A 22467-nucleotide genomic window follows, 5' to 3' on the forward strand; every position below is an offset into this window, starting at 1 on the left:
GCAAATGTCCGAGATCGAACGCGAAGCGATGGAATACGATGTGGTGATCGTGGGCGCTGGCCCTGCGGGGCTGTCGGCGGCTATCCGACTGAAGCAGCTTGATCCGGACCGCGAGATCGTTGTTCTGGAAAAAGGCAGCGAAGTGGGTGCGCATATCCTGTCCGGTGCCGTGTTGGACCCGGTGGGTCTGGACGCGCTGATCCCGGATTGGAAAGACAAGGGCGCGCCAATCACCGTACCGGTCAAGGAAGATAACTTCTATGTGCTGGGTCCGGCCGGAAAAATCCGCTTGCCGAACCTGCCCATGCCGCCGTTGATGGACAATCATGGCAACTACATCGTCTCGATGGCCAATGTTTGCCGCTGGATGGCGGAACAGGCCGAAGAAATGGGGATCGAGATTTTCCCCGGCATGGCCTGCTCAGAAATCGTTTATGCCGAGGATGGCAGCGTCAAAGGTGTGGTCGCCGGCGAGTTTGGCAAGAACCCCGATGGCACCCCTGGCCCTGCATATGAACCAGGCATGGAACTGCATGGCAAATACGTCTTCCTGTCCGAGGGCGTGCGCGGCAGCCTGTCAAAAGAGGTGATCGCGAAATTCGACCTCTCACAAGGCAAACAGCCGCAGAAATTCGGCATCGGCATGAAAGAGATCTGGGAGATCGACCCCGAAAAGCATAAGGAAGGCACCGTGACCCACACGATGGGCTGGCCTTTGGGCAGCAATGCCGGGGGTGGATCGTTCATCTATCACCTGGATAACAATCAGGTCTATGTTGGTTTCGTGGTCCACCTGAACTACAAGAACCCGCATCTGTTCCCTTACATGGAATTCCAGCGGTTCAAGCATCACCCGATGGTGGCCGACTTACTGAAAGGCGGCAAACGCGTGGCGTATGGCGCGCGGGCGATCACCGAAGGCGGCTATCAGTCGATGCCCAAGATGGTCGCACCGGGTGTGGCGCTGCTGGGCTGCTCGGTTGGTATGGTCAACGTGCCGCGCATCAAGGGCAACCATAACGCAATGCTGTCCGGCATGGCCGCCGCCGAAGCCGCGCATAAAGCAATTGAGGCCGGGCGTTCGGGCGACGAGCTGAACGATTACGAAACCGAAGTGCGCGATGGCGCGATTGGCAAGGACCTGAAAAAAGTCCGCAACGTCAAACCGATCTGGTCAAAATACGGTCTTCTGGCCTCGCTCACGCTTGGTGGGTTCGACATGTGGACCAACACGCTGGGCTTTTCCCTGTTCGGCACCGTCGGTCACTCGAAAAACGACGCGGACTCGACCGAAGAGGCCAGCAAGCACAAGCCGATCGACTATCCCAAGCCCGATGGCACGCTCAGCTTTGACCGGCTGACCAATGTCAGCTTCTCGATGACCAATCACGAGGAAAGCCAGCCAGCGCACCTGACGTTGAAGGATGCCAGCGTACCGATCAGTGTGAACCTGCCCAAATACGCCGAACCGGCACAACGCTATTGCCCGGCCGGGGTGTATGAGATTGTCGAGGAAGACGGCAAGGACCCGCGCTTTGTGATCAACTTCCAGAACTGCGTGCATTGCAAGACCTGCGACATCAAGGATCCCAGCCAGAATATCAACTGGGTCACGCCGCAGGGTGGCGACGGTCCGAACTATCCCAACATGTGATCGCTCACCTTTTGGTGAGAACGGGGGCGGTGCATCGCTTGCGCCGCCCCTTTGCATTGCCTCGGACCCTAGGGCGTATTACCTTCTGCAGCGTAGATGCAAAAACAACAAGGCAGGTCGGCGTGAGAAGCAGAGCATTATCCATCCTTGCAGCGGCCATTCTGTTGGTTGACGCTGTTCCGCCCGTTTTTGCTGATGGCGGCGATGTGGGGGCCTATCTCGCTGCACGGCAAGCCCGCTTTGAAGGCGATTTTGCCGCCGCTGCGCAGTATTACACCAAGGCACTGACCAAGGACCCGTCGAACCCGCAAATCCTGGAAAGTGCGGCTGTTGCTTATCTTTCGCTGGGTCAGTTGGACAAAGCCTTGCCGATTGCCCGCAAGATCGAAGCGGACGGCCTTATGAGCCAAGTCGCCAACATGGTTCTGATGGCCGACGAGGCCGTACGCGAAGCCCATGACGACGTGCTGGCCCGGATCGCGGATGATCGCGGCGTCGGGGTGCTGGCCGACGGGTTGGTCGCCGCCTGGACCCTTCGGGGACAGGGCGATATGGACGCCTCGCTCGCGCGGTTTGACGAGGTGGCCGGAGAACGCGGGCTGAAAAGCTTTGCGATGTATCACAAGGCGCTCGCACTGGCCTCTATCGGCGATTTCGAGGGCGCTGACCGGATTTTCTCGGGCGAGGCAGAAGGGCCAATCCAACAGACCCGGCTGGGCACCATCGCCTGGGCCGAAATCCTCAGCCAGCTCGAGCGCAACCCCGAAGCCGTCACCATCCTCGACGAAACTTTCGGAACTGATCCGGATCCCGAGATCGCAGATATCCGCGCCCGTCTGGCCGCGGGTGAAAGCCTACCCTTCACGCGGGTCAGATCCTCGACCGACGGGATTGCCGAGGTGTTCTTCACCATCGGTCAGGCGCTGATGTCAGACAGCACGGATGACTACATCCTGCTCTATTCGCGACTGACCGAGCATCTCAAACCCGATCATATCGATGCGATGCTGATGACCGCCGAACTGCTTGATGGGCTGGAACGCTATGTGCTGGCCAACGAGGCGTATAAACGCGTGCCGCGCGACCACCCCAATTTCCACATCGCCGAGCTGGGGCGCAGTGAATCACTGCGCCAGGCCGGGAAAGAAGACATTGCCATCGAAGTGCTGGAACAACTGTCCCAAAGCCATGGCGATCTGCCGATCGTGCATGTCTCGACCGGCGATATGTACCGGTTCGTCGATGAGTACGAGAAAGCCGCCGCCGCTTATGACCGCGCGATTGACCTTTATTATGAACGCGAAAACGCCCAGTGGTTTGCCTATTACGCCCGCGGCATCAGCCATGAGCGTCTGAATAACTGGCCCGAAGCCGAGGCAGATTTCCGGCGCGCGCTTGAGTTGAATCCGGATCAGCCGCAGGTGCTGAACTACCTGGGCTACTCGCTGGTCGAAGAGCAGATCAAGCTGGACGAAGCGCTCGACATGATCGAACGTGCCGTCGCCGCCCAACCCAACAGCGGGTATATCGTCGATAGCCTTGGTTGGGTGCTGTATCGTCTGGGCCGCTATGAAGAAGCCGTAGTGCATATGGAGCGTGCGGTCGAACTGGAAGCCGTGGACCCGGTTATCAATGATCATCTGGGCGACGTGCTCTGGGCCGTGGGTCGCTATACCGAGGCCGAGTTCCAGTGGAAACGCGCCCTGTCCTTTATCGATGAAGACAATCCCGGCCAGGACAGCGACCCGGATCGCATCCGCCGCAAGCTGGAAGTGGGCCTGGATGTCGTGCTGGATGAGGAAGGGGCGCCGCCCCTGAGAGTTGCAGACGAAGATGGGTAGATTTCTTGCGCCTGCCAAGATCAACCTGACACTGCATGTGACCGGGCAACGGGACGATGGCTATCACCTGCTGGATTCGCTGGTCATGTTCGCCGACAAGGGCGACCGGATTTCCGTATCACTGGCCGAGGAAACCAGTCTGCAGGTCGAAGGCCGGATGAGCGACGGCGTACCGGTGGATGAAACCAACCTGATGGTGCGGGCGGCCCGGCTGATGGACGTGCCCGTGGCAATGAAGGTCAAGAAAAAGCTGCCCAATGCCGCTGGTCTCGGCGGCGGGTCATCGGATGCCGCTGCGGTACTGACCGCGATTTCCCTGATCACTGGTAAGCCCATTCCGGAGCACGCGATTGAACTGGGCGCCGATGTACCCGTCTGTCTCAAGCGCTCGGCTGCGCGGATGCGCGGGATTGGTGACCGTATCGATACAGTGCCAAGCATGCCCTCGCTTGAGGCGGTGTTGGTCAATCCAGGGCGGCCCGTGCCCACGAAGGCGGTGTTTGAGCATCTGGAGAAGAAAGAAAACCCCCCGATGCCCGACGAGCTGCCAAGGGGCAAAACCGCCAGTCAACTGGTCGAGTGGCTGGCCACGATGCGCAATGATCTTCAAGCCCCTGCCATGGCCGCAGAGCCGGTGATTGCGCAAGTATTCGACACGCTGTCGAAAACACCGGGCTGTATGTTGACGCGGATGTCCGGCTCGGGCGGGACATGTTTCGGGATCTATTCGGACAAGGAAACCGCGCGCGCGGCGGCAGGGCGTTTGCGCGAACAGAACCCCGGCTGGTGGGTGACAGCGACAACGCTGAACGCGTGACGGGCGTTGCCCGGTTAACTGACCCGCGCGACCACGTAATCCGCCAGATCAATCAACATACGCCGCAGCGGATGATCAGGCAGCTTTGCCAACGCATTCTTGGCCGTCCCGGACCAGAACAGAGCATCCTGCCGCGTGGCCTCCAACGTGCCATGACGGTGCAACAGCTCCAGCGCGTATTCGAGATCGCCGTCGCGCTGATCGCCTTTCTCAATGGTGCGCTTCCAGAACGCGCGTTCTTCGGCGTCGGCTTTCGCCACCGCCTTGATCACCGGCAAGGTCAGTTTCCGTTCGCGGAAATCGTCGCCCACGTTCTTGCCGGTGGCACTGCTTTCGCCCTGATAATCCAGCAGATCATCAACGATCTGAAACGAAATACCCAAGGCATCGCCGTAATCAAACAACGCCTGTACCTGATCCTCGGGCGCTCCGGCGATCACGCCGCCTACCTCGGTTGCCGCGGAAAACAGCGCGGCGGTCTTGCCCCGCACCACTTGCAGGTAAACGCCCTCATCCGTGGCCAGGTCACGCGCCGCAGTCAGTTGCAGCACCTCGCCCTCGGCAATGGTGGCCGAGGCGTTCGAAAGGATATCCAGTACCCGCAGGGACCCGGTTTCAACCATCAACTGGAACGCGCGGGAAAACAGGTAGTCGCCGACCAGAACCGACGACTTGTTATCCCACAGCAGGTTGGCCGTGGGTCGCCCACGCCGTTGCCCGCTCTCATCGACAACATCGTCATGCAGCAAGGTCGCGGTGTGAATGAACTCCACGGTGGCGGCCAGATGCACATCATACGGCCCGCCATAGCCACACATTTCAGCCGTCGCCAAGGTCAGCATCGGGCGCAGGCGCTTGCCGCCTGCCTCAACCAGATGCGCGGTGACTTCGGGAATGCGGGGCGCGTGTTTCGAGGCCATGCGATCGCGGATCAACACGTTCACCGCGTCCATCCCCGAGGCCAGGTGCGCCGCCAGTTCTTCGTGCGGCTTGGTGGCTGCGTCGTCCAATCCCATCACACTCCCGTCACACCGCTCGACAAACCGGGGGCGGTGCCCTTATCTCGTTCCTATGAAACAGTTAATGCGTACCACCGACCCAACCCAAATCGCCTTTGCCAAGGCGCTTCTTCAGGGCGAGGGTATAGACTGCTTTGAATTGGACGTAAATATCAGCATCCTCGAGGGATCGACCGGGATTTTTCCTCGTCGGATCATGGTGGCGGAACGCGATTTCTGGCGGGCGCGCGCGGCGCTAACGGATAATGGATTGCCGGTGGATGAATGACACCCTGACCCGCGATGCGTTTCTGGGCGGCAAGCTACACCTGTGGCAGCCGAAGTCCGGGTATCGCGCAGGCGTTGATCCGGTTCTGCTGGCGGCCAGCGTGGCCGCCAAACCGGGGCAAAGCGTGTTGGATCTGGGTTGTGGTGTCGGAGCCGCCATGTTGTGCTTGGGTGCCCGGGTGCCGGGCGTGGCCCTCACCGGGTTGGAACTGCAATCAGACTATGCCGATCTGGCGCGGCGCAACAGCTCTGAGGCGGGGATCGACGCCGAGGTGGTCACCGGCGATCTGTCCGAGATGCCACCCCACCTGCGCCAACACCGGTTTGATCACGTGATTGCCAACCCGCCCTATTTTGACCGCGGGGCCGGCACCGAAGCACGCGATGCCGGACGCGAGACAGCCCTGGGAGAAGCCACACCGCTAGCGGACTGGGTCAAAGCGGCAGCAAAGCGCTGTGCCCCCCAAGGGTATGTGAACCTTATTCACCGGGCCGAACGCCTGCCCGATCTGTTGGCGGCGATGAACGGCCGTCTTGGCAGTATCGAGGTTTTGCCACTGATCGCGCGCCCCGGGCGTGCCGCGCGTCTGGTGCTGATCCGCGCGCGGATGGGTGGACGGGCGGATTTTCGACTGCACCATGGTATGATTTTACACGATGGACTGGCCCATGATGGTGATCGGGAAAACTACAGCGCAACAATCACTTGCGTGTTGCGTGATGGCGCGTCTCTGCCATTTCCGGCCTAGCTTGGCGAAAATTGACGGCATTTCATAGCGGGTATGATGCACCTGCAGCGTGACAGATTTGCGAAAGTGTGATGCACTCGTATTCCGATGACGTTCAAACCTTAGAGGAGACTGCCCATGAGCCTGCATTCGCATCTTGAAGAGTTGAAACGGAAACATCAGACCCTGTCACAGCAAGTCGAAGACGCACAGCGCGCGCCGGGGTTCTCTGACCTGGAAATTTCGGACCTCAAGAAGCAAAAGCTGCGACTCAAGGAAGAGATCGAAAGGTTGTCCGTCAGCGCCTAGGCGCGGGCGACCTCAACGGCCGAAACAATCTCGTGGTTCTGCGCCAGGTGGTCCATGCCACTTGCCTGGCGCAAGACCCATTCACGGATCGCTTTGATGCCGGAGCGGTCCTCATGCCCTTTTTGGCATAGAATTCGAAACTTTGCGCCCGTATCCAACGCAATTCGATAGGGGGCAACCAGCCGCCCGATCGTCAGATCGAACCCCACCAGCGTACTACGCCCCAAGGTCACACCAGTGCCAGATATGGCCGCATCCAGCGCGTGATCAGGTTGGGAAAAATGCATACTTTGCTGCGGTGCGAAATCGACGCCAGCGGCCTTGAACCAGACTGCCCAGTTCGATGCCAACGCCAATGAATCGATTGAATCATCAGTGATCAACGGCGCCCGGATCAGGCTATCCGGAGTCGGATAGCGCGCCGCCATCTCGGGTGTCATGACCGGGGTGACCCATTCGTCTTTCAACGGCGCAGAAAACAAGTCTTTATCATCGCCAAAGCCAAAACGGATGGCCACGTCGATCTCGTCACGCTGAAAATCCATGGTCTTCATGCTGGCTGAAAACTTCAACTCAATATCAGGATGGGCACGCGCAAAGTCGTACACACGGGGGGCAAGCCATTTGGCTGTGAAGGCGGGCCCCGCCGTCACGGTCACTGAGCCGCTATCCGACAGGCGCCGCGTCGCGCGCCAGGCCGCCCCCAGGGTCTCGAACCCGTCCTTGGCCCCGGGGGCCAATGCGCGACCTGCTTCGGTCAACTCGACCGCGCGATTGAGACGACGAAACAGCGGCGCGCCCAAATGCTCTTCCAATGACTTGATCTGGAAACTCAGTGCCGCGGGCGTGACACTCAACTCGGCCGCGGCCTGTTGAAACGACATATGGCGCGCCGCGGCGTCAAAGGCACGAAGAGCCGTGAGGGGAGGTAGGCGATCTGACATTTCAGTTAAGTATCACTTAACTGAACCGGAAGAAAGTCTAGTTTGTCGCACGCGTTTTAAAGGGCCATATTGGGTGCAGATAAGAAATCCTGACAAACTCAAGGAGACAGACAATGATCGAAGCGCCCACAGATCCCCGCACCCGCACCGCTTTCGAAGCCGCTCATCGCGCCCGTGGCGCTGCCTTGAGTGATTTCTGGGCGTGGATGACGGGCAACCATACTCCCTCTTGATCGTTGCAAGTGATCGAGAATGAGAAAAGGGCCGGTCAGATGTGACCGGCCCTTTGATTATGTTTGTGGTTTTGTCTCAGCTAAAGAACTGTGCACCGTTCGCTGAAATCGTCGAACCGTTGATAAACTGTGCATCGTCCGAGGCTAGGAACGCCACGCAGCGTGCGATTTCCTCTGGCTCGCCCAGACGGCCCGCAGGGATTTGCGCAATGATCGACTCGCGAACTTTTTCTGGCACGGCCATAACCATTTCGGTGGCGATGTAACCGGGGGCAACCACGTTGGCCGTGATGCCGGCGCGCGCACCTTCCTGAGCCAGTGAACGCACGATGCCGATGTCACCAGCTTTGGTCGCGGCATAGTTCACCTGTGCGAACTGGCCTTTTTGACCATTGACCGAACTGATCACGATCACACGACCGAATTTACGCTCGCGCATGCCGGGCCAGACGGGGTGCACAGTGTTGAACACGCCGGTCAGGTTGGTGTCGATCACCTGATGCCACTGTTCGGGCGTCATTTTGTGGAAAGGTGCGTCACGGGTGATACCGGCGTTGGCAACGACTATGTCGATGGGGCCAAGATCGGCTTCGACCTGGGCGATACCGGCGGTCGATTCGTCGTAATCGGCGGCGTTCCATTTGTAGGTCTTGATGCCGGTTTCGGCGGTAAAGGCCGCCGCGGCCTCGTCATTGCCCGCGTAAGTGGCGGCAACGTTGTGGCCTTCGGCCTTGAGTGCTTTGGAAATGGCCGCGCCGATACCGCGCGATCCACCGGTGACAAGTGCTGTTCGTGCCATGATGTCCTCCTGACTGGCGTAATCCTGTTGGTAACTCTGTTACTGTTTTGATTGATAATACGCAATATTATTGCGTGATGTTTTTCTGCAATGCAGCTAAAAATGGCCGATTATGCGTATTGTCGTCTCTTAAAAAGACAAAGGGCGCCGCAGGTGGACGCCCTTTACCTTACGTGATTCGCGAGGCTTGGGCTTAGGGGCGCTCAAGGCACATGGCCACGCCCATACCGCCACCGATGCACAATGTGGCAAGACCCTTCTTGGCATCGCGGCGCTTCATCTCGAACAGCAGCGTGTTCAGGATTCGGCAGCCCGACGCCCCGATCGGGTGACCAATGGCGATCGCGCCACCGTTCACGTTCACGATGGACGGGTCCCAACCCATGTCTTTGTTGACGGCGCAAGCCTGCGCGGCAAACGCTTCGTTGGCTTCGACCAGGTCCAGGTCATCAACCGACCAACCGGCTTTTTCCAGTGCTTTGCGGCTGGCGTGGATTGGGCCAACGCCCATGATCGAGGGGTCCAGACCGGCGGTAGCGTAAGAGGCGATGCGCGCCAGAGGTTCGACCCCTTGCTTTTCGGCCTGATCGGCACTCATCAGCAGAACGGCAGCGGCTCCGTCATTGATGCCTGACGCGTTCGCAGCGGTAACCGAACCGTCTTTGGTAAAGGCGGGGCGCATTTTCTGCATCGCTTCCAGATTGGCCCCGTGGCGGATGTATTCATCCTTGTCGACAACGATGTCGCCTTTACGGGTCTTGACCGTGAAGGGGATCACCTCGTCATCGAATTTGCCAGCGTTTTGAGCGGCTTCGGCTTTGTTCTGGCTGCCCACGGCAAACTCGTCCTGCATGTCGCGGGTGATCTGCCATTGGTCGGCAACATTCTCGGCTGTCTGACCCATATGATATCCGTTGAACGCATCCCAAAGGCCGTCGCGGATCATCGAATCGATATATTTCATGTCACCCATTTTGTGGCCTGCACGAAGGTGAGCAACATGGGGGCTGAGCGTCATGTTTTCCTGACCGCCAGCAGCGACAATATCGGCATCGCCCAGCTGGATGTGCTGAGCACCCAATGCCACGGTCCGCAGACCAGATCCACAGACTTGGTTGATGCTCCATGCCGAGCTTTCGATGGGCAGGCCGGCATTCACATGCGCCTGACGGGCGGGGTTCTGACCCTGACCGGCGGTCAGCACCTGACCCAGGATGGTTTCGGACACCATGGATTTGTCGATGCCCGCGCGCGCAACAACCGCGTCCAGAACGGCTGCGCCCAGATCATGGGCCGGGGTGTTTGCGAATGAGCCGCTGAAAGAGCCCACGGCAGTGCGTGCGGCTGATGCGATAACTACGTTGGTCAAATGTCTGTCCTCCACCAATGATGAGGCCGGGCAATGTCTGGGCATCACAACAAATAAGGAGTCCAGATTCCCCCGGCTGTTGGCGATGTCTTAAAGGATGCGCCGCAACGCGGCAACAGTAGGGTATGTCGCAGTTTCGCTCTGCCTCGTGCGATCGGCATGTTTTAGCATGTGCACCACCCACGCCCTGCAAAGACAGTTGAGTGAAACAGCAGTGGCGACAGATCAGGCCGAAGCGCGATTCTCAACCGGTGCAAGCCAGGGGGGACGAACAGTGGGCGCGCCATAGTAGTAGCCCTGCAAACAGTCGATGCCCATCGCGGTCAGATAGGCGGCATCCTGTGGTGTCTCGACGCTTTCGGCCACAGTCAACATATCAAACTGCTCGGCAATCGTAGCCAAAGCCGTTGTCAGCACCTGATTGTCAGGATCCTGAGAAATCCCGCGAATGAACTGCCCGTCAATCTTGAGAATGTCGAAATAGAAATCCCTGAGATAGCGGAACGACGTATAGCCTGCGCCAAAGTCATCCAGTGCAAAGCTGATCCCCTTGCTCTGCAAATCGGCCATAAAGCCCATCACCAGTTCAGGCACCAGCATGGCCGAGCTTTCCGTGATCTCAAGGATCAGCCTCTCGCCGATTGTCGGGTCTTTGCCCAGCCCTCGCTTGAGTGTGCGCATCCAGCGGCTGTAGCCGATCGAGCGTGCCGACATGTTGATCGACAAGCGAATGCACGGATACTTGGACAGGACATGCAGCCCTTTTTCCAAAGCAAGGCAGTCAACAATCCTTCCGGTTTCAGTCGTTTCAATCGCGCCGATGAAATCTTTGGCCGGTATTATACGCCCGGTTTCGTCCAGCACCCGGATCAGTCCCTCGTAAAAGGCGGGTTTTGATTGGTTCCGCGCGGGTACGACCGCCTGATAGGCCAGCATGACCTGCTTATGGCGCACGGCCGCATTCACCATTTCGATCACTGACCGATCCCGCGCAGCCACGGCGTAAGACAGCGGGTCCTGTGCCCCCGCAGGAATATCCGCCTTGGTCATTTTATCATCTCGTGGCATGGCCCGCCTCCAGTTTGGTTGGTTCACAGGCTGGACCATCCGCGCTAAGGAAGTCTTAAATCGAGAATTCGCCGAGAATTGTCGGCATCCATCACCGCGAACCAGTCGGAGAGGAAAAGAACATGTCAGACAGGTGTGGCTGGGCAGGGCCCGATCCGATCTACCTGGACTATCACGACACCGAGTGGGGCGTGCCCGAATATGACAGCCGCGCGCTGTGGGAAAAGCTGATTCTGGATGGGTTTCAGGCCGGGCTGAGCTGGATCACGATCCTGAAGAAACGCGACAGTTTTCGCGAGGCATTTGAAGGGTTTGATCCAAATATCATTGCCACTTGGGGTGAAGACGATGTGCTGCGCCTGTTGGACAATCCCGGCATCATCCGCCACCGCGGCAAGATCGAGGCCACCATTGGCAACGCGCGTGCCTGGCAGGTGATTGAGCAGGAGCAAGGATTTGACACGTACCTGTGGGACTACATGGGTGGCGCGCCTTTGCAAAACCGATGGTCTTCGCTGTCCGAGGTGCCCGCGCAGACGGAGTTGTCCCAACGGATTTCAAAGGATTTGAAGAAACGTGGATTCAAGTTTTGCGGACCAACAATTGTTTACGCGTTCATGCAGGCGGTCGGAATGGTTAACGATCATCTGATCACCTGTCCCTGTCATGACACGGTGGCTAAGCTGGCACGTTAGATCGTCAGCACGGCACCTGCCGGGTGGGACCACTCACACGGGGACAGCCTCTCTCCGGCTTTCGCGTACCGGCAAATGCACAATCGCCGAGAACGCGCCAACCCCTACACCAATCCACCACACGGCGGTGTAGTCGCCATAGATGTCATACATCCGTCCCCCCAGCCAAACGCCCAGGAAACTGCCCAACTGGTGGCTGAAAAACACGATCCCATAGAGCGTGCCCATGTAACGCAACCCATAGATATGCGCGATCAGCCCGCTGGTCAGCGGCACCGTGGCCAGCCACAGCGCCCCCATGCTGACCGAGAAAAGCAACACTGTTCCGGGCGTGATCGGCGTCAGGATAAACGCCGCCGCAATCAAAGTGCGCAGGGTGTAAATCCCCGCCAGCAAGTATTTCTTGGAATACCGATTGCCCAGCCACCCGGCGAACAAAGTGCCCCCGATATTGGCCAGCCCAATCACGGAGATCGCCACCGCGCCCAGCGCCGAGGTCGTGGTGATCCCTATGTTATGCAAGGTGCTGCCCGGTGCAATCGGGCCGCACATCTCGGTCACGAAGGCCGGGAAATGCGCGGTGACGAACGATAACTGGTAGCCGCAGGATAAGAACCCGAGGAAGATCAAAGTAAAGCTGGGATCGCGCAGCGCACGGTTCAAAATAACCCCCATGCTTTCCTCAAGCTCGGCCTTGGTGGCCACCTTGGGACTACGCATCATCGGCAGCAGCAAAAGAACCGCCAAGATCATTGCGGCAAAGGCAAGGAACACCATTTGCCAACTCATTTGGCCCAGCATGAATTCCGCCAAAGGCGGGCCAACCACCTGCCCGCCTGACCCTGCCGCCGTCGCGATAGCGAGTGACATCGACCGATTTTCATCCGAACTGGCCCGGCCCACGACTGCAAGGATCACACCAAAGCCGGTGCCCGCGATGCCGAAGCCCACCAAAATTTCATAGAATTGGTGTGCCTCTGGTGTCACCGCAAACGAGCTGAGCACCAGTCCGGCAGCATAGATGAACGCGCCGATGATGATCGCCCTGCGGTCCCCGATCTTCTCGGCCAAAGCGCCGAAGAAAGGCTGCCCGATGCCCCAGGCCAGATTCTGAATGGCGATTGCCATGGAGAACTCGGCGCGCAACCACCCGAACTCATCCGCGATCGGAATCTGGAACACGCCAAACGAGGCGCGGATCGCAAAGGACACCAGGATGATCGCACAACCGACGATCAGCACCGGCGTAAAAAGGGGGGCAGATTTCTGCATGACGCGCTCCTGAGATCACCACTCTATGGGATCGCTCCGACCCGTCAATTCAGCAATTGTGATGCACACAATCACCAAATCGCAGCGGGCTTTCCCTTGGCGACATCGCAGGTTAGAGGTTCGCCATGGAAACGCTGCCAAATCTTTATGCCGCCATGGTCGCCGAGGGCGTGCTGACACAGGACGCCACCCAGGTGGCGGTGATCCCCGAATTCGAGCGCATTCGGGCGGGTTTGGCGCAGCCTGCCAAGAAGGGATGGTTTCGCAAAACCGCCGAGGCACCCAAGGGTCTCTATCTTTGGGGCGGGGTCGGGCGCGGCAAATCAATGATCATGGATTTGTTCGTCGACACATTGCAGGTGCCCAGCCGTCGTGTGCATTTTCACGCTTTCATGCAGGAAATTCACAAGGGCATGCATGCCGCCCGACAGAAAGGGGTCGAGGATGCGCTGGCCCCTGTGGCCAAAGAGGTGATCGACAGCGTCCGCCTTCTGGCTTTTGACGAAATGCAGATCACCGACATCACCGATGCGATGATTGTCGGGCGCTTGTTTCAGGCGCTGTTTGATGCCGGTGTGGTGGTTGTGACGACATCGAACCGCGTGCCGGACGATCTGTATAAGAACGGTCTGAACCGACAGCTGTTCCTGCCTTTCATCGATCTGGTGAAAGAACAGATGGTGGTGCATGAAATGACCAGTCCCACCGATTACCGGCAAGACAAGCTGGCCGGAAGCCCCAGCTATTTCACCCCCGTTAATGATGAGGCGCGCGCGCAGATCGACGCGGTGTGGCAGGATTTGACCGGTGGACAGGGTGGCCCCCTGCCATTGATCGTCAACAAACGCGAAGTTCTGATCCCGGCGTTTCATAACGGCGTGGCGCGGGCCAGTTTCTACGACCTGTGCGGCAAGCCGCTTGGCCCGGCTGACTATCTGGCCCTGGCCGAGGCGGCGCGCGTGCTGGTGTTGGAGAATATCCCTCAGCTGGGCCGCAGTAATTTCAACGAGGCCAAGCGCTTTGTCACCCTGATTGACGCGCTTTACGAGGCCAAGGTGCAACTGATCTGTTCAGCCGCCGCCAAACCCGAGTTCCTTTACATTGAGGGCGAAGGCAGTTTCGAGTTTGAACGCACTGCCAGCCGGTTGCGCGAAATGCAATCTGAGGATTGGGGCCAGACCTGATCTAGAGCGCGGCAACGGCGGCGGCGAACCGCGCAATTTCCTCGTCAGTATTATAATAATGAACCGACGCCCGGACCAAACCATCGGTCAGGCCGCGGGGTTCCAAGTCCAGCCGCGCGCTGGTCAGAAGAGAGACCGACGTGTTGATACCCTGCGCGCTCAGCGCAGCGGTAATCTGATCCGGGGCCACACCGAATTTGGTGAAGGTGGTGATGCCGCATTTGCGCAGTCCCTGATCGTGCACGCTGACGCCCGGGATGTCGCGCAACGCATCTCGCAAACTGGCCGCAAGTGTGCTCACCCGCGCTTCGATCGCAGGCAGGCCGATGGCGCGCGCATAGCGGACAGCCTGCATCAACCCAATCTGACCGGCGATATTGCGTTCCCAGTTCTCAAAGCGTTTGGCATCCGGGGCCAGTTCATAGCTTTGCCGCCCCGTCCAGGTGGCCGCAAACAGGTCGATGAAAGGCGGCTCGATCTGCCCAATCATCTCGCGGCGTACATAGAGGAACCCGGTGCCGCGAGGCCCGCGCAGATACTTCCGGCCCGTGCCGGACAGCACATCGCAGCCGATTTTCTGCACGTCCAGATCAATCTGACCGGCAGACTGGCAGGCATCCAGCACATAGATCAGCCCATGGTCTTTGGCGATGTTTCCGACCTCTTCGGCGGGGTTCACCAATCCGCCCTGCGTGGGCACATGGGTGAGAGCAATTACACGGGTCTGTGGGGTGATCAACGCGGGAATAGCCTCGACATCCACCTGCCCGAAGGCATCCGAGGGAATGAGATCAATTTCCAAACCGCGCCGCTTGGCCTGTTGCAGGAACGCCAGATAGTTCGACACATATTCCGAGCCATGGGTAAGGATTCGATCCCCCTCGCCCAAGGGCAGACCATAAAACGCCATGTCCCAGGCACGGGTGGCGTTTTCGATGAAAGCAATCTCATCAGGGCTTGCGTTCAGAAGCCTGGCAAACTCGTCATAGAAGGCATCGCACTCACCCTTGGCTGATGCATGCGCCTCATAGCCGCCGATTCGTGCCTCCAAGGCAATATGCCCTGTCAGAGCATCTATCACCGGTTGAGGCATCAACCCGGCCCCGGCATTGTTGAAATGCAGAACCTCTGCGCAGCCGGGCGTGTCAGCACGCAGCGCGGCGATATCCATCAGGCCTTGTCCGTTCCGACATTCTCGGCAAAAGCTTTCTTGAATGCTTGCTGCTTTTCGGGTGACGCGTCAGTCTGATAGTTGGCTTTCCATTCATCCATGGTCATGCCGTAATAAATCTCGCGGGCCTCTTCCTTCCCCATTTCGATGCCGCGTTCATTGGCGGCCTCCTGATACCAGCGTGACAGGCAATTGCGGCAGAACCCGGCGAGGTTCATCATGTCGATATTCTGCACGTCAGTGCGCTTTTCCATCAGGTGTTCGCGCAGGGTGCGAAAGGCGGCGGCTTCGATTTCGATACGGGTTTGATCGTCCATCGTTCATCAGGCTCCAAAGGAAAATGTGGCAAGCTCCGCCAGGCAGCCTAGCAGCGGCCTGACAGCGGTACAATCGCATTGCCCTGCGGAACGTATTACATCAACCGCAAAGCAAGATACGGCACGAGCGTCAGCACGATCAACGCTAACTTGTAGCCGCCCAGCCAGACATACATAGTCTGCCGGACCACTGCGGCATCCAACCCGAACAACCGGGAGTGCAGCTCTGATACCCAATCCCTGAGCACAAGGATCAAAAAGGTGCTGATCAGCAGGATGCCGAAGTTCAGGACCACCATCCAGCCAAAGACGTTCGTGAGCATGTCTTGTGTCATCGCAATATCCTTTCGGATTTCAGGAAATCACACCACAGATGTGGGGAGAGCGCCCAGGCACCGCAAGACGGTGGGACAGCAAGACGCAGGGCTACAACATACGTTTGAGATAGGGCGGGTTCAGGTCTGTAAGGCGCACGGTCAGGCTGCCCACATCGGCCAGCGGCCCTGTCATCGCGTCCATCACCAGTTGTGCCAGTTCACTGCGATGCGCCTCGCTGCGCCCCGGCAACAACAGCACGGTGGCATGGGCAAAGCTTTGCGGCTCGACCCCGATGCGGCTGGCCGTTGCCGCGATACAACGCACGCGTACGGTGTCAGGGCCTTTGACCGAAGGGTGATCGGCAAAGCCTTGCCAGATCACATCGCAAAGCGACTGCAGATCGTGACTATCCTGAAGACCGGCGGAGTGTTCGATGACAATGTGGGGCATGGCGGACCTTTCAGAAGACCCGCAAACCCTGCATCGCTTGGGCCGGGCTTGCAATGGCTCATCACACTCCGGCGATTTCACCTGCTTTTTCGATGAAAGGTGCCAGACGATCGGCCCACGCGACCTGATCCGCGGCATCCTCGATCAGATCATTGCGCAGCTCGATCAGGATATTGGGCCGCTCATACGCAATCGCATGGCGTGCAATGGCGTCTCCGGGCAGGTGCCCGCCATAGGGTTCGTTCTCACCGATGCACAGATCATTTTCCTGCCCCAGAAGATCGGCCAACGGCCGTGCCAGCCGGGTGTCGGATGCATAAAGCAGTCCCACGTGCCAGGGGCGTGGCGCATAGCCGTTCAGCTGTTTGGTAAAGCTGTGGACAGAGATGATCACCGTATCGGCCCGGCGCGCTGCCAACTCGGCCAGCGCGGTGTGATAGGGGCGATAACAGCGATTCAGACGATGCTCGCGTTCCTCCACATCCGCATGGCGATTGCCGGGGATGATCGTACCGTCATAAAGCTTCATCAGAAGCGTCGGGTCATCCTCGCCCCGGTTGGGATCAATCACCAGCCGCGAGAAATTTGACAGGATGGCCGGGGCATCCAGTCGCTCGGCCAGCCGCCGGGTCAGACCCGCAGCCCCCACATCATAGGCAATATGGCGCCCCATATCCGAATCGGGCAGACCCAAGTTTCCGCCATTCACAAAAGGCGGCACCGTGTTGGTGGCATGGTCGCAGGTGACGAGCCACCTGGCAGGGCGATCAGCCCCTTCGATGTCAAAAGGTTGATATGTCATCGGGTTGTTAAATCCTCTGAGCAGGATTTAGGACAGTTGATGCAGAATGTGAATTGGGTAATAAGGCAAAGTGAGATTGATAGCGGTAACATCAAAAGCGGTCCGACGGCGCAGTTTCCCGTCATGTCGGTTGACAGCCCCGCATGCCGCATGCCGATTACAGGTAAAGACAAGATAAGGACGCAGGAATGAGACGCTTTCGCAACGTCAAGATCGTCGCCACGCTTGGCCCATCCTCCGAGGATTATGACACCATCCGCGCCCTGCACGAAGCTGGTGCAGATGTGTTCCGTCTGAACATGAGCCATGGCGATCACGACAGCATCCGCGAGAAACACCGCATCATCCGCCAGATCGAAGAGGACTGCGATAGCCCGATCTGTATTCTGGCCGATCTGCAGGGGCCGAAACTGCGCGTTGGTGTATTTGCCAAAGAAGAGGAAGAGCTGGAACCCGGTGCGCCCTTCCGTCTTGACCTGGACCCGGCTGACGGCGACGCCACCCGCGTTTGCCTGCCGCATCCCGAGATTTTCGAGGCGCTGGAAGTGGGATCGTCCCTGCTGGTCAATGATGGCAAAATCCGCCTGAAAGTTACCGATTGCGGCGCGGATTATGCGGAAACCGAGGTGGTGGTCGGTGGAACGATCTCAAACCGCAAGGGTGTGAACGTGCCCGACGTGGTGCTGCCGCTGGCCGCTTTGAGCGAAAAGGATCGCGCCGATCTTGAGTTTGTCTGTGAATTGGGCGTCGATTGGCTGGCGCTCAGCTTTGTTCAGCGCGCCAAAGACGTGGAAGAGGCCCGCGCGCTTTGTGCCGGCCGGGCCGCGATTCTCTCCAAAATAGAAAAGCCCTCGGCAGTCGAGTGGTTCGACAACATTCTAGCAGCCTCGGACGGGATCATGGTGGCGCGCGGCGATCTGGGGGTTGAACTGCCGGTGCAGAACGTCCCACCCATCCAGAAACGCCTTGTGCGCAAATGCCGGGCTGCCGCCAAGCCGGTGATCGTGGCCACGCAAATGTTGGAAAGCATGGTGGAAAGCCCGGTGCCCACCCGGGCCGAGGTTTCGGATGTGGCAGCGGCCATTTATGAAGGCGCGGACGCAATCATGCTCTCGGCCGAATCCGCCGCCGGGGACTATCCGGTGGAAGCCGTGACCACGATGGACAACGTTGCCCGCGAAGTGGAAGAAGACCCGACCTATACTCAGATTATCGAAGCCTCACGCCGGGTGGAAAGGACGTCTGTCGCGGATGGCATCGTGGCCGCCGCACGCGAAATTGCCGAGGCAACGGATATCAAGGCGATCTGCTGTTTCACGCAATCCGGCACGACAGCCCTGTTGACTGCGCGTGAACGCCCCCGGGTCCCTATCATGGCGATGACCAATCTGCGCGGCACTGCGCGGCGCCTCGCGCTCAGCTGGGGCGTAAACTGCGTAATGACCGACGAGCTGGAACGCTTCAAACTGGCCGTGATCGCCGCCGCCCGAGCGGCCCGCGCGCAAGGCTATGCGGAAGCGCTGGATCAGATCGTGATCACCGCCGGCGTGCCTTTCAACGTACCCGGCACAACCAACATCCTGCGTATCGCGCCTTGTCAGGAAAGTTTGCTTTTTTCGACAGATCCGGGATAGGCTTGCATCAGGTGAAGTGCAGGAGCAGGTATTTTGGATACCGACATTATCCTTGTTATTGGCGTGTTGCTGGGCGTCTTTTCCATCCCGTCGATCCTGTCAGCCATCTCTGAGGGGCGCGCGCCACGCGTCGCGGCTTTTACCATTATCGCCTCTGGTGTGCTGATCCTTTATGCGATCAATTCTCACCCCGGGGGGTATACGCTGGAAGATGTGCCCGGCGCCTTTGTACGGGTTGTGGCAAAGTTCCTCTGACGCATTTCCCGATATGCCGCCTACGCTCACAGCCTGTGCAAACGGGTTGATTTTTTAGGCGCTTTGTCAGGGCCAAAACCGCTCAATTGGGCGATTGGTTGTCAATCCGGGTCGTTTCTGTAAGCTGATCATATGGTTAACGCGCCCAAGCACTTCAGCGAAATGACATCCGAGGATGGCGTTCGCACCCCATATTCCAGCTATGATACGTGGTTTACCAAACAGGATGTCGAACGGCTGGCCCGTAAATCACAGGAGGCCGAGGCCTTTTTTCGCCGCACTGGCATCACCTTCAATGTCTATGGTCAGTCCGATGCAGAAGAGCGCCTGATCCCTTTCGATCTGGTGCCGCGCATCCTGTCCAACAGTGAATGGACGAAACTGTCCAAAGGCGTGGATCAAAGGGTCCGCGCAATCAATGCGTTCCTGCACGATATCTATAACCGTCAGGAAATCCTGCGTGCGGGCGTGGTGCCCGTCGATCTGGTCGCCCAGAACGATGCTTTCCTGCCCGAGATGATGGATTTCACCCCGCCGGGCAGCGTCTATACCCATATCGTCGGTACCGATATCGTCCGCACTGGCGAGGATGATTTCTTCGTGCTTGAGGACAATGCGCGCACGCCGTCCGGTGTCAGCTATATGCTGGAAAACCGCGAAACCATGCTGCAGATGTTCCCCGAGCTTTTCAGCAAGATCAGGGTGCAGCGGGTCAATGATTACCCCAAGAACCTGCGCGCCTCGCTTGAGGCATCGGCCCACCCGAATTGCCCCGGACGGCCCTGCGTTGTGGTCCTGACCCCCGGCATTCACAACTCGGCCTATTTTGAACACAGCTTTCTGGCTGATCAGATGGGCGTCGAACTGGTCGAGGGGCATGATCTGAAAGTGGTCAACGGCCATATCACCATGCGCACGACGCGCGGCGAAAAGGTGATCGACGTGATTTATCGCCGGGTGGATGATGAATTCCTCGATCCGCTGACTTTCAATCCCACCTCGATGCTTGGTGTGCCGGGCATCATGGATGTCTATCGCGCGGGCAATATCACCATCGCCAATGCCCCCGGCACTGGCGTGGCCGATGACAAAGCGATCTATAGCTACATGCCCGATATCGTCGAGTTCTACACCGGCGAGAAGGCAATCCTGAAGAATGTTGAAACGCATCGCTGCTCGGAACCGGACACGCTGCAATATGTGTTGGATAACCTAGCCGATCTGGTGGTCAAAGAGGTTCATGGATCAGGCGGCTATGGCATGTTGGTCGGCCCTGCCGCCAGCAAAAAGGAACTGGCCGAGTTCACCGAAAAGCTAAAGGCGCACCCGGCCAATTACATCGCCCAGCCGACCTTGTCGCTGTCCACCGTTCCGATCTTTACCGAGGCGGGCCTTGCCCCGCGCCATGTCGATCTGCGCCCCTTCGCGCTGGTCTCGCCCGAAGGCGTGAACATCGCGCCCGGCGGGCTGACCCGTGTGGCGTTGACCGAGGGCAGCCTGGTGGTCAATTCCAGCCAGGGCGGCGGCACCAAAGACACCTGGGTTCTGGAGGGCTGATATGCTGGGCAAAACCGCAGGTGGTCTTTACTGGATGTTTCGCGGGCTTGAGCGGGCGGAAAACACCGCGCGCCTGATCGAGGCTGGGTTTCGCATGGCGCTGACCCGCTCCAGCGATCCGGCCTCGGAATGGAAATCGGTCATCGTCACCTCCGCCGCGCAAATGGCCTATGAGGCCAAGCATGACAGCTATGACAGTACCCGTGTCACCGATTTCCTGCTGCGCGATCTGGACAATCCCAGCTCGGTCCTGTCGGTGATCAAAACCGCGCGCGACAATGCACGGATGGTGCGCACCGCCCTGACCAGCGAAGTGTGGTCGGCGGTCAACGAAACCTGGATGCTGCTGGATGACATCCTGAAAGAGCCGGTGCCCGAAACCGATCTGCCCGAAGTTTTGGGCATCATCCGACAACAATCGGCGCTGGTGCGCGGCGCGCTGCACGGCACGATGCTGCGCAATGATATCTACGATTTCTGTCGTCTTGGCACCTTTGTGGAACGCGCCGACAGCACCGCACGGATCATCGACGTGAAATACCACGCTTTGCTGCCCTCACCGTCTTTCGTGGGCAGCCGGATGGACAATGTGCAGTGGGAAACAATCCTGCGTTCAGTCTCGGCGCATCGGTCGTTCCGTTGGGCGATGGAGGGGGAATACAACGCCGCCAACATCGCCAGCTTCCTGATCCTTGATCGCCGGATGCCCCGCTCGCTGGCGTTTTGTGCCAGTGCGCTGGTGGGCAATCTGGGTTTTCTGGCCGATGATTACGGCGCTGAATCCGAGAGCCTTGAAATGGCGCGGGACTTCCATGCCCGGCTGAAAGACCGCGACATCAATTCGATCTTTGATGAAGGCCTGCACGAGTTTCTCAGCACCGCCATCGCCAGCACAGCCGAGTTGGGCCTGCAGATCGAAAAAGATTACAGGTTTAACGGCTAGATGCGACTGACCATTACCCATACCACCTCCTACGCCTATGACACGCCGGTCAGCTATGCGCTGCAAAAGGTGCGGTTGCGGCCCCTATCGGGGCCGCTACAGGATATCGCCAACTGGGATCTGGAGATCACCGGTGGCAAGATCGAAACCAGCTATGTCGATCACTACGGCAACCACGTCGATCTGGTCAGCGCAGATATCCGGACGCATCAGATGACCATCACCGCCACCGGCACGGTCGAAACGCGCGACACGGCTGGTGTTCTGGGCAAGACCTATGGCCGCGCACCGCTGTGGCATTTTCAGCAGGCCAGCAAACTGACACAGCCTTCATCTGATATTGAGGCTCTTTCCAAGACGATCATCGCCAGTGACACCACGCTGAACGGACTACATGATCTGTCCTCTGCCATTCTCAAGGCCGTGCCCTATCAAGCCGAGAAAACCCATTCTGAAACCTCTGCGACCGAGGCCATCGCGATTGGCCACGGCGTGTGTCAGGACCACGCCCATATCATGATCGCTGCCGCCCGTCTGGCTGGTCTGCCTGCGCGGTATGTGTCGGGGTACCTTATGATGAATGACCGCGTTGATCAGGATGCCAGCCACGCCTGGGCCGAGGTCCATCTGGACGATCTGGGCTGGGTGGGCTTTGATGTCTCAAACGGAGTCTCTCCGGATGAGAAATACGTCCGTATCGCCACCGGACGCGATGCCCATGACGCCGCCCCCGTCTCGGGCTTGCGGATGGGCGATGGGGATGAAACATTGATTGTATCTTTACAGGTGCAGCAGTAAGCCAACGGCATGGCAATTTCGGC

Annotated in this window: 24 protein-coding genes; 13 read left to right on the forward strand and 11 right to left on the reverse strand. The window is 58.8% G+C overall.

The window, feature by feature from the left end; translation table 11 throughout:
- Nucleotides 1-4: 4 nt before the first annotated feature.
- The 3 genes from V6N02_RS05985 (at nt 5) to V6N02_RS05995 (ending at nt 4312) form a co-directional block, all read left to right on the forward strand.
- Entirely contained in the window at nt 5-1654 is a 1650-nt protein-coding gene (locus V6N02_RS05985) for an electron transfer flavoprotein-ubiquinone oxidoreductase (RefSeq protein WP_371224604.1), read from the forward strand.
- Between the two features lie 122 nt (nt 1655-1776).
- Nucleotides 1777-3495, forward strand: coding sequence for a tetratricopeptide repeat protein (locus tag V6N02_RS05990; RefSeq protein WP_371224605.1), 1719 nt, complete (start codon nt 1777-1779; stop codon nt 3493-3495).
- Nucleotides 3488-4312 carry a 4-(cytidine 5'-diphospho)-2-C-methyl-D-erythritol kinase gene (locus tag V6N02_RS05995; RefSeq protein ID WP_371224606.1) on the forward strand — a complete coding sequence of 275 codons (825 nt, stop codon included), beginning with the start codon at nt 3488-3490 and terminating at the stop codon, nt 4310-4312. Before V6N02_RS05990 ends, V6N02_RS05995 begins: the two co-directional genes overlap by 8 nt.
- Before the next feature lie 14 nt (nt 4313-4326).
- On the opposite strand, the gene V6N02_RS06000 is transcribed toward V6N02_RS05995, so the two are convergent.
- Nucleotides 4327-5328 (reverse strand): polyprenyl synthetase family protein, encoded by a 1002-nt coding sequence (locus V6N02_RS06000; RefSeq protein ID WP_371224608.1) that lies wholly within the window; start codon nt 5326-5328, stop codon nt 4327-4329.
- Between the two features lie 55 nt (nt 5329-5383).
- Between V6N02_RS06000 and V6N02_RS06005 the strand changes: the two genes are divergently transcribed.
- The 3 genes from V6N02_RS06005 (at nt 5384) to V6N02_RS06015 (ending at nt 6635) form a co-directional block, all read left to right on the forward strand.
- Nucleotides 5384-5599 carry a putative signal transducing protein gene (locus V6N02_RS06005; RefSeq protein ID WP_371224609.1) on the forward strand — a complete coding sequence of 72 codons (216 nt, stop codon included), beginning with the start codon at nt 5384-5386 and terminating at the stop codon, nt 5597-5599.
- Nucleotides 5592-6347 carry a tRNA1(Val) (adenine(37)-N6)-methyltransferase gene (locus tag V6N02_RS06010; protein ID WP_371224610.1) on the forward strand — a complete coding sequence of 252 codons (756 nt, stop codon included), beginning with the start codon at nt 5592-5594 and terminating at the stop codon, nt 6345-6347. The genes V6N02_RS06005 and V6N02_RS06010 overlap by 8 nt, the downstream gene beginning before the upstream one ends.
- A 117-nt stretch (nt 6348-6464) precedes the next feature.
- Nucleotides 6465-6635 carry a YdcH family protein gene (locus V6N02_RS06015; protein WP_371224611.1) on the forward strand — a complete coding sequence of 57 codons (171 nt, stop codon included), beginning with the start codon at nt 6465-6467 and terminating at the stop codon, nt 6633-6635.
- Here V6N02_RS06015 and gcvA read toward each other — a convergent pair.
- The 4 genes from gcvA to V6N02_RS06035 form a co-directional block, all read right to left on the reverse strand.
- A complete protein-coding gene (gene gcvA / locus V6N02_RS06020; RefSeq protein ID WP_371224612.1) occupies nt 6632-7579 on the reverse strand; it encodes a transcriptional regulator GcvA in 948 nt (315 codons plus the stop codon). The two genes, V6N02_RS06015 and gcvA, sit on opposite strands and share 4 nt — an antisense overlap.
- Before the next feature lie 309 nt (nt 7580-7888).
- A complete protein-coding gene (phbB, locus tag V6N02_RS06025) occupies nt 7889-8611 on the reverse strand; it encodes an acetoacetyl-CoA reductase (RefSeq protein ID WP_371224614.1) in 723 nt (240 codons plus the stop codon).
- A 193-nt stretch (nt 8612-8804) separates the two neighbouring features.
- Nucleotides 8805-9980 carry an acetyl-CoA C-acetyltransferase gene (locus tag V6N02_RS06030; protein WP_371224615.1) on the reverse strand — a complete coding sequence of 392 codons (1176 nt, stop codon included), beginning with the start codon at nt 9978-9980 and terminating at the stop codon, nt 8805-8807.
- 225 nt (nt 9981-10205) lie between these two features.
- Nucleotides 10206-11048: an EAL domain-containing protein gene (locus tag V6N02_RS06035; protein ID WP_371224616.1), complete on the reverse strand. Its 843-nt coding sequence runs from the start codon at nt 11046-11048 to the stop codon at nt 10206-10208.
- 122 nt (nt 11049-11170) lie between these two features.
- Between V6N02_RS06035 and V6N02_RS06040 the strand changes: the two genes are divergently transcribed.
- A complete protein-coding gene (locus V6N02_RS06040; protein ID WP_371224617.1) occupies nt 11171-11743 on the forward strand; it encodes a DNA-3-methyladenine glycosylase I in 573 nt (190 codons plus the stop codon).
- 33 nt (nt 11744-11776) lie between these two features.
- Here the strand turns inward: V6N02_RS06040 and V6N02_RS06045 are convergent, their stop codons facing one another.
- Nucleotides 11777-13015: an MFS transporter gene (locus V6N02_RS06045; protein WP_371224618.1), complete on the reverse strand. Its 1239-nt coding sequence runs from the start codon at nt 13013-13015 to the stop codon at nt 11777-11779.
- A 125-nt stretch (nt 13016-13140) separates the two neighbouring features.
- Between V6N02_RS06045 and zapE the strand changes: the two genes are divergently transcribed.
- Nucleotides 13141-14199, forward strand: coding sequence for a cell division protein ZapE (gene zapE / locus V6N02_RS06050; protein ID WP_371224619.1), 1059 nt, complete (start codon nt 13141-13143; stop codon nt 14197-14199).
- A 1-nt stretch (nt 14200) separates the two neighbouring features.
- On the opposite strand, the gene V6N02_RS06055 is transcribed toward zapE, so the two are convergent.
- From V6N02_RS06055 to V6N02_RS06075, 5 genes are all read right to left on the reverse strand, one after another.
- On the reverse strand, nt 14201-15370 hold the full coding sequence (locus V6N02_RS06055; RefSeq protein WP_371224620.1) for an aminotransferase class V-fold PLP-dependent enzyme: 1170 nt from the start codon (nt 15368-15370) through the stop codon (nt 14201-14203).
- A complete protein-coding gene (locus V6N02_RS06060) occupies nt 15370-15687 on the reverse strand; it encodes a DUF1244 domain-containing protein (protein WP_371224621.1) in 318 nt (105 codons plus the stop codon). The genes V6N02_RS06055 and V6N02_RS06060 overlap by 1 nt, the downstream gene beginning before the upstream one ends.
- 95 nt (nt 15688-15782) lie before the next feature.
- On the reverse strand, nt 15783-16022 hold the full coding sequence (locus V6N02_RS06065; RefSeq protein ID WP_371224622.1) for a DUF6868 family protein: 240 nt from the start codon (nt 16020-16022) through the stop codon (nt 15783-15785).
- A 91-nt stretch (nt 16023-16113) separates the two neighbouring features.
- Complete coding sequence (locus tag V6N02_RS06070; protein WP_371224623.1) at nt 16114-16455, reverse strand: tautomerase family protein; 342 nt, start codon at nt 16453-16455, stop codon at nt 16114-16116.
- A gap of 61 nt (nt 16456-16516) precedes the next feature.
- Nucleotides 16517-17257: an N-formylglutamate amidohydrolase gene (locus tag V6N02_RS06075; RefSeq protein WP_371224624.1), complete on the reverse strand. Its 741-nt coding sequence runs from the start codon at nt 17255-17257 to the stop codon at nt 16517-16519.
- Nucleotides 17258-17445: 188 nt separating this feature from the next.
- On the opposite strand from V6N02_RS06075, the gene pyk reads away from it, so the two are divergent.
- The 5 genes from pyk (at nt 17446) to V6N02_RS06100 (ending at nt 22444) form a co-directional block, all read left to right on the forward strand.
- Nucleotides 17446-18891, forward strand: coding sequence for a pyruvate kinase (pyk, locus tag V6N02_RS06080; protein ID WP_371224625.1), 1446 nt, complete (start codon nt 17446-17448; stop codon nt 18889-18891).
- 33 nt (nt 18892-18924) lie between these two features.
- Entirely contained in the window at nt 18925-19146 is a 222-nt protein-coding gene (locus V6N02_RS06085; protein ID WP_371224626.1) for a hypothetical protein, read from the forward strand.
- Between the two features lie 132 nt (nt 19147-19278).
- A complete protein-coding gene (locus V6N02_RS06090) occupies nt 19279-20703 on the forward strand; it encodes a circularly permuted type 2 ATP-grasp protein (protein WP_371224627.1) in 1425 nt (474 codons plus the stop codon).
- Between the two features lies 1 nt (nt 20704).
- Nucleotides 20705-21646 carry an alpha-E domain-containing protein gene (locus tag V6N02_RS06095; RefSeq protein ID WP_371224628.1) on the forward strand — a complete coding sequence of 314 codons (942 nt, stop codon included), beginning with the start codon at nt 20705-20707 and terminating at the stop codon, nt 21644-21646.
- Nucleotides 21647-22444, forward strand: coding sequence for a transglutaminase family protein (locus V6N02_RS06100; protein ID WP_371224629.1), 798 nt, complete (start codon nt 21647-21649; stop codon nt 22442-22444).
- Nucleotides 22445-22467 lie beyond the last annotated feature (23 nt).

Origin of the sequence: Roseovarius conchicola (assembly GCF_041403425.1) — a bacterium.
Taxonomy (GTDB): Bacteria; Pseudomonadota; Alphaproteobacteria; order Rhodobacterales; family Rhodobacteraceae; genus Roseovarius; species Roseovarius conchicola.

Coding starts and splice junctions, on each gene's coding strand:
- V6N02_RS05985 (WP_371224604.1), top strand. CDS start 5: ATGTCCGAGATCGAACGCGAAGCGATGGAATACGATGTGGTGATCGTG.
- V6N02_RS05995 (WP_371224606.1), top strand. CDS start 3,488: ATGGGTAGATTTCTTGCGCCTGCCAAGATCAACCTGACACTGCATGTG.
- V6N02_RS06000 (WP_371224608.1), bottom strand. CDS start 5,328: ATGGGATTGGACGACGCAGCCACCAAGCCGCACGAAGAACTGGCGGCG.
- V6N02_RS06005 (WP_371224609.1), top strand. CDS start 5,384: ATGAAACAGTTAATGCGTACCACCGACCCAACCCAAATCGCCTTTGCC.
- V6N02_RS06010 (WP_371224610.1), top strand. CDS start 5,592: ATGAATGACACCCTGACCCGCGATGCGTTTCTGGGCGGCAAGCTACAC.
- V6N02_RS06015 (WP_371224611.1), top strand. CDS start 6,465: ATGAGCCTGCATTCGCATCTTGAAGAGTTGAAACGGAAACATCAGACC.
- gcvA (WP_371224612.1), bottom strand. CDS start 7,579: ATGTCAGATCGCCTACCTCCCCTCACGGCTCTTCGTGCCTTTGACGCC.
- phbB (WP_371224614.1), bottom strand. CDS start 8,611: ATGGCACGAACAGCACTTGTCACCGGTGGATCGCGCGGTATCGGCGCG.
- V6N02_RS06035 (WP_371224616.1), bottom strand. CDS start 11,048: ATGCCACGAGATGATAAAATGACCAAGGCGGATATTCCTGCGGGGGCA.
- V6N02_RS06040 (WP_371224617.1), top strand. CDS start 11,171: ATGTCAGACAGGTGTGGCTGGGCAGGGCCCGATCCGATCTACCTGGAC.
- V6N02_RS06045 (WP_371224618.1), bottom strand. CDS start 13,015: ATGCAGAAATCTGCCCCCCTTTTTACGCCGGTGCTGATCGTCGGTTGT.
- zapE (WP_371224619.1), top strand. CDS start 13,141: ATGGAAACGCTGCCAAATCTTTATGCCGCCATGGTCGCCGAGGGCGTG.
- V6N02_RS06055 (WP_371224620.1), bottom strand. CDS start 15,370: ATGGATATCGCCGCGCTGCGTGCTGACACGCCCGGCTGCGCAGAGGTT.
- V6N02_RS06060 (WP_371224621.1), bottom strand. CDS start 15,687: ATGGACGATCAAACCCGTATCGAAATCGAAGCCGCCGCCTTTCGCACC.
- V6N02_RS06065 (WP_371224622.1), bottom strand. CDS start 16,022: ATGACACAAGACATGCTCACGAACGTCTTTGGCTGGATGGTGGTCCTG.
- V6N02_RS06070 (WP_371224623.1), bottom strand. CDS start 16,455: ATGCCCCACATTGTCATCGAACACTCCGCCGGTCTTCAGGATAGTCAC.
- V6N02_RS06075 (WP_371224624.1), bottom strand. CDS start 17,257: ATGACATATCAACCTTTTGACATCGAAGGGGCTGATCGCCCTGCCAGG.
- pyk (WP_371224625.1), top strand. CDS start 17,446: ATGAGACGCTTTCGCAACGTCAAGATCGTCGCCACGCTTGGCCCATCC.
- V6N02_RS06090 (WP_371224627.1), top strand. CDS start 19,279: ATGGTTAACGCGCCCAAGCACTTCAGCGAAATGACATCCGAGGATGGC.
- V6N02_RS06095 (WP_371224628.1), top strand. CDS start 20,705: ATGCTGGGCAAAACCGCAGGTGGTCTTTACTGGATGTTTCGCGGGCTT.
- V6N02_RS06100 (WP_371224629.1), top strand. CDS start 21,647: ATGCGACTGACCATTACCCATACCACCTCCTACGCCTATGACACGCCG.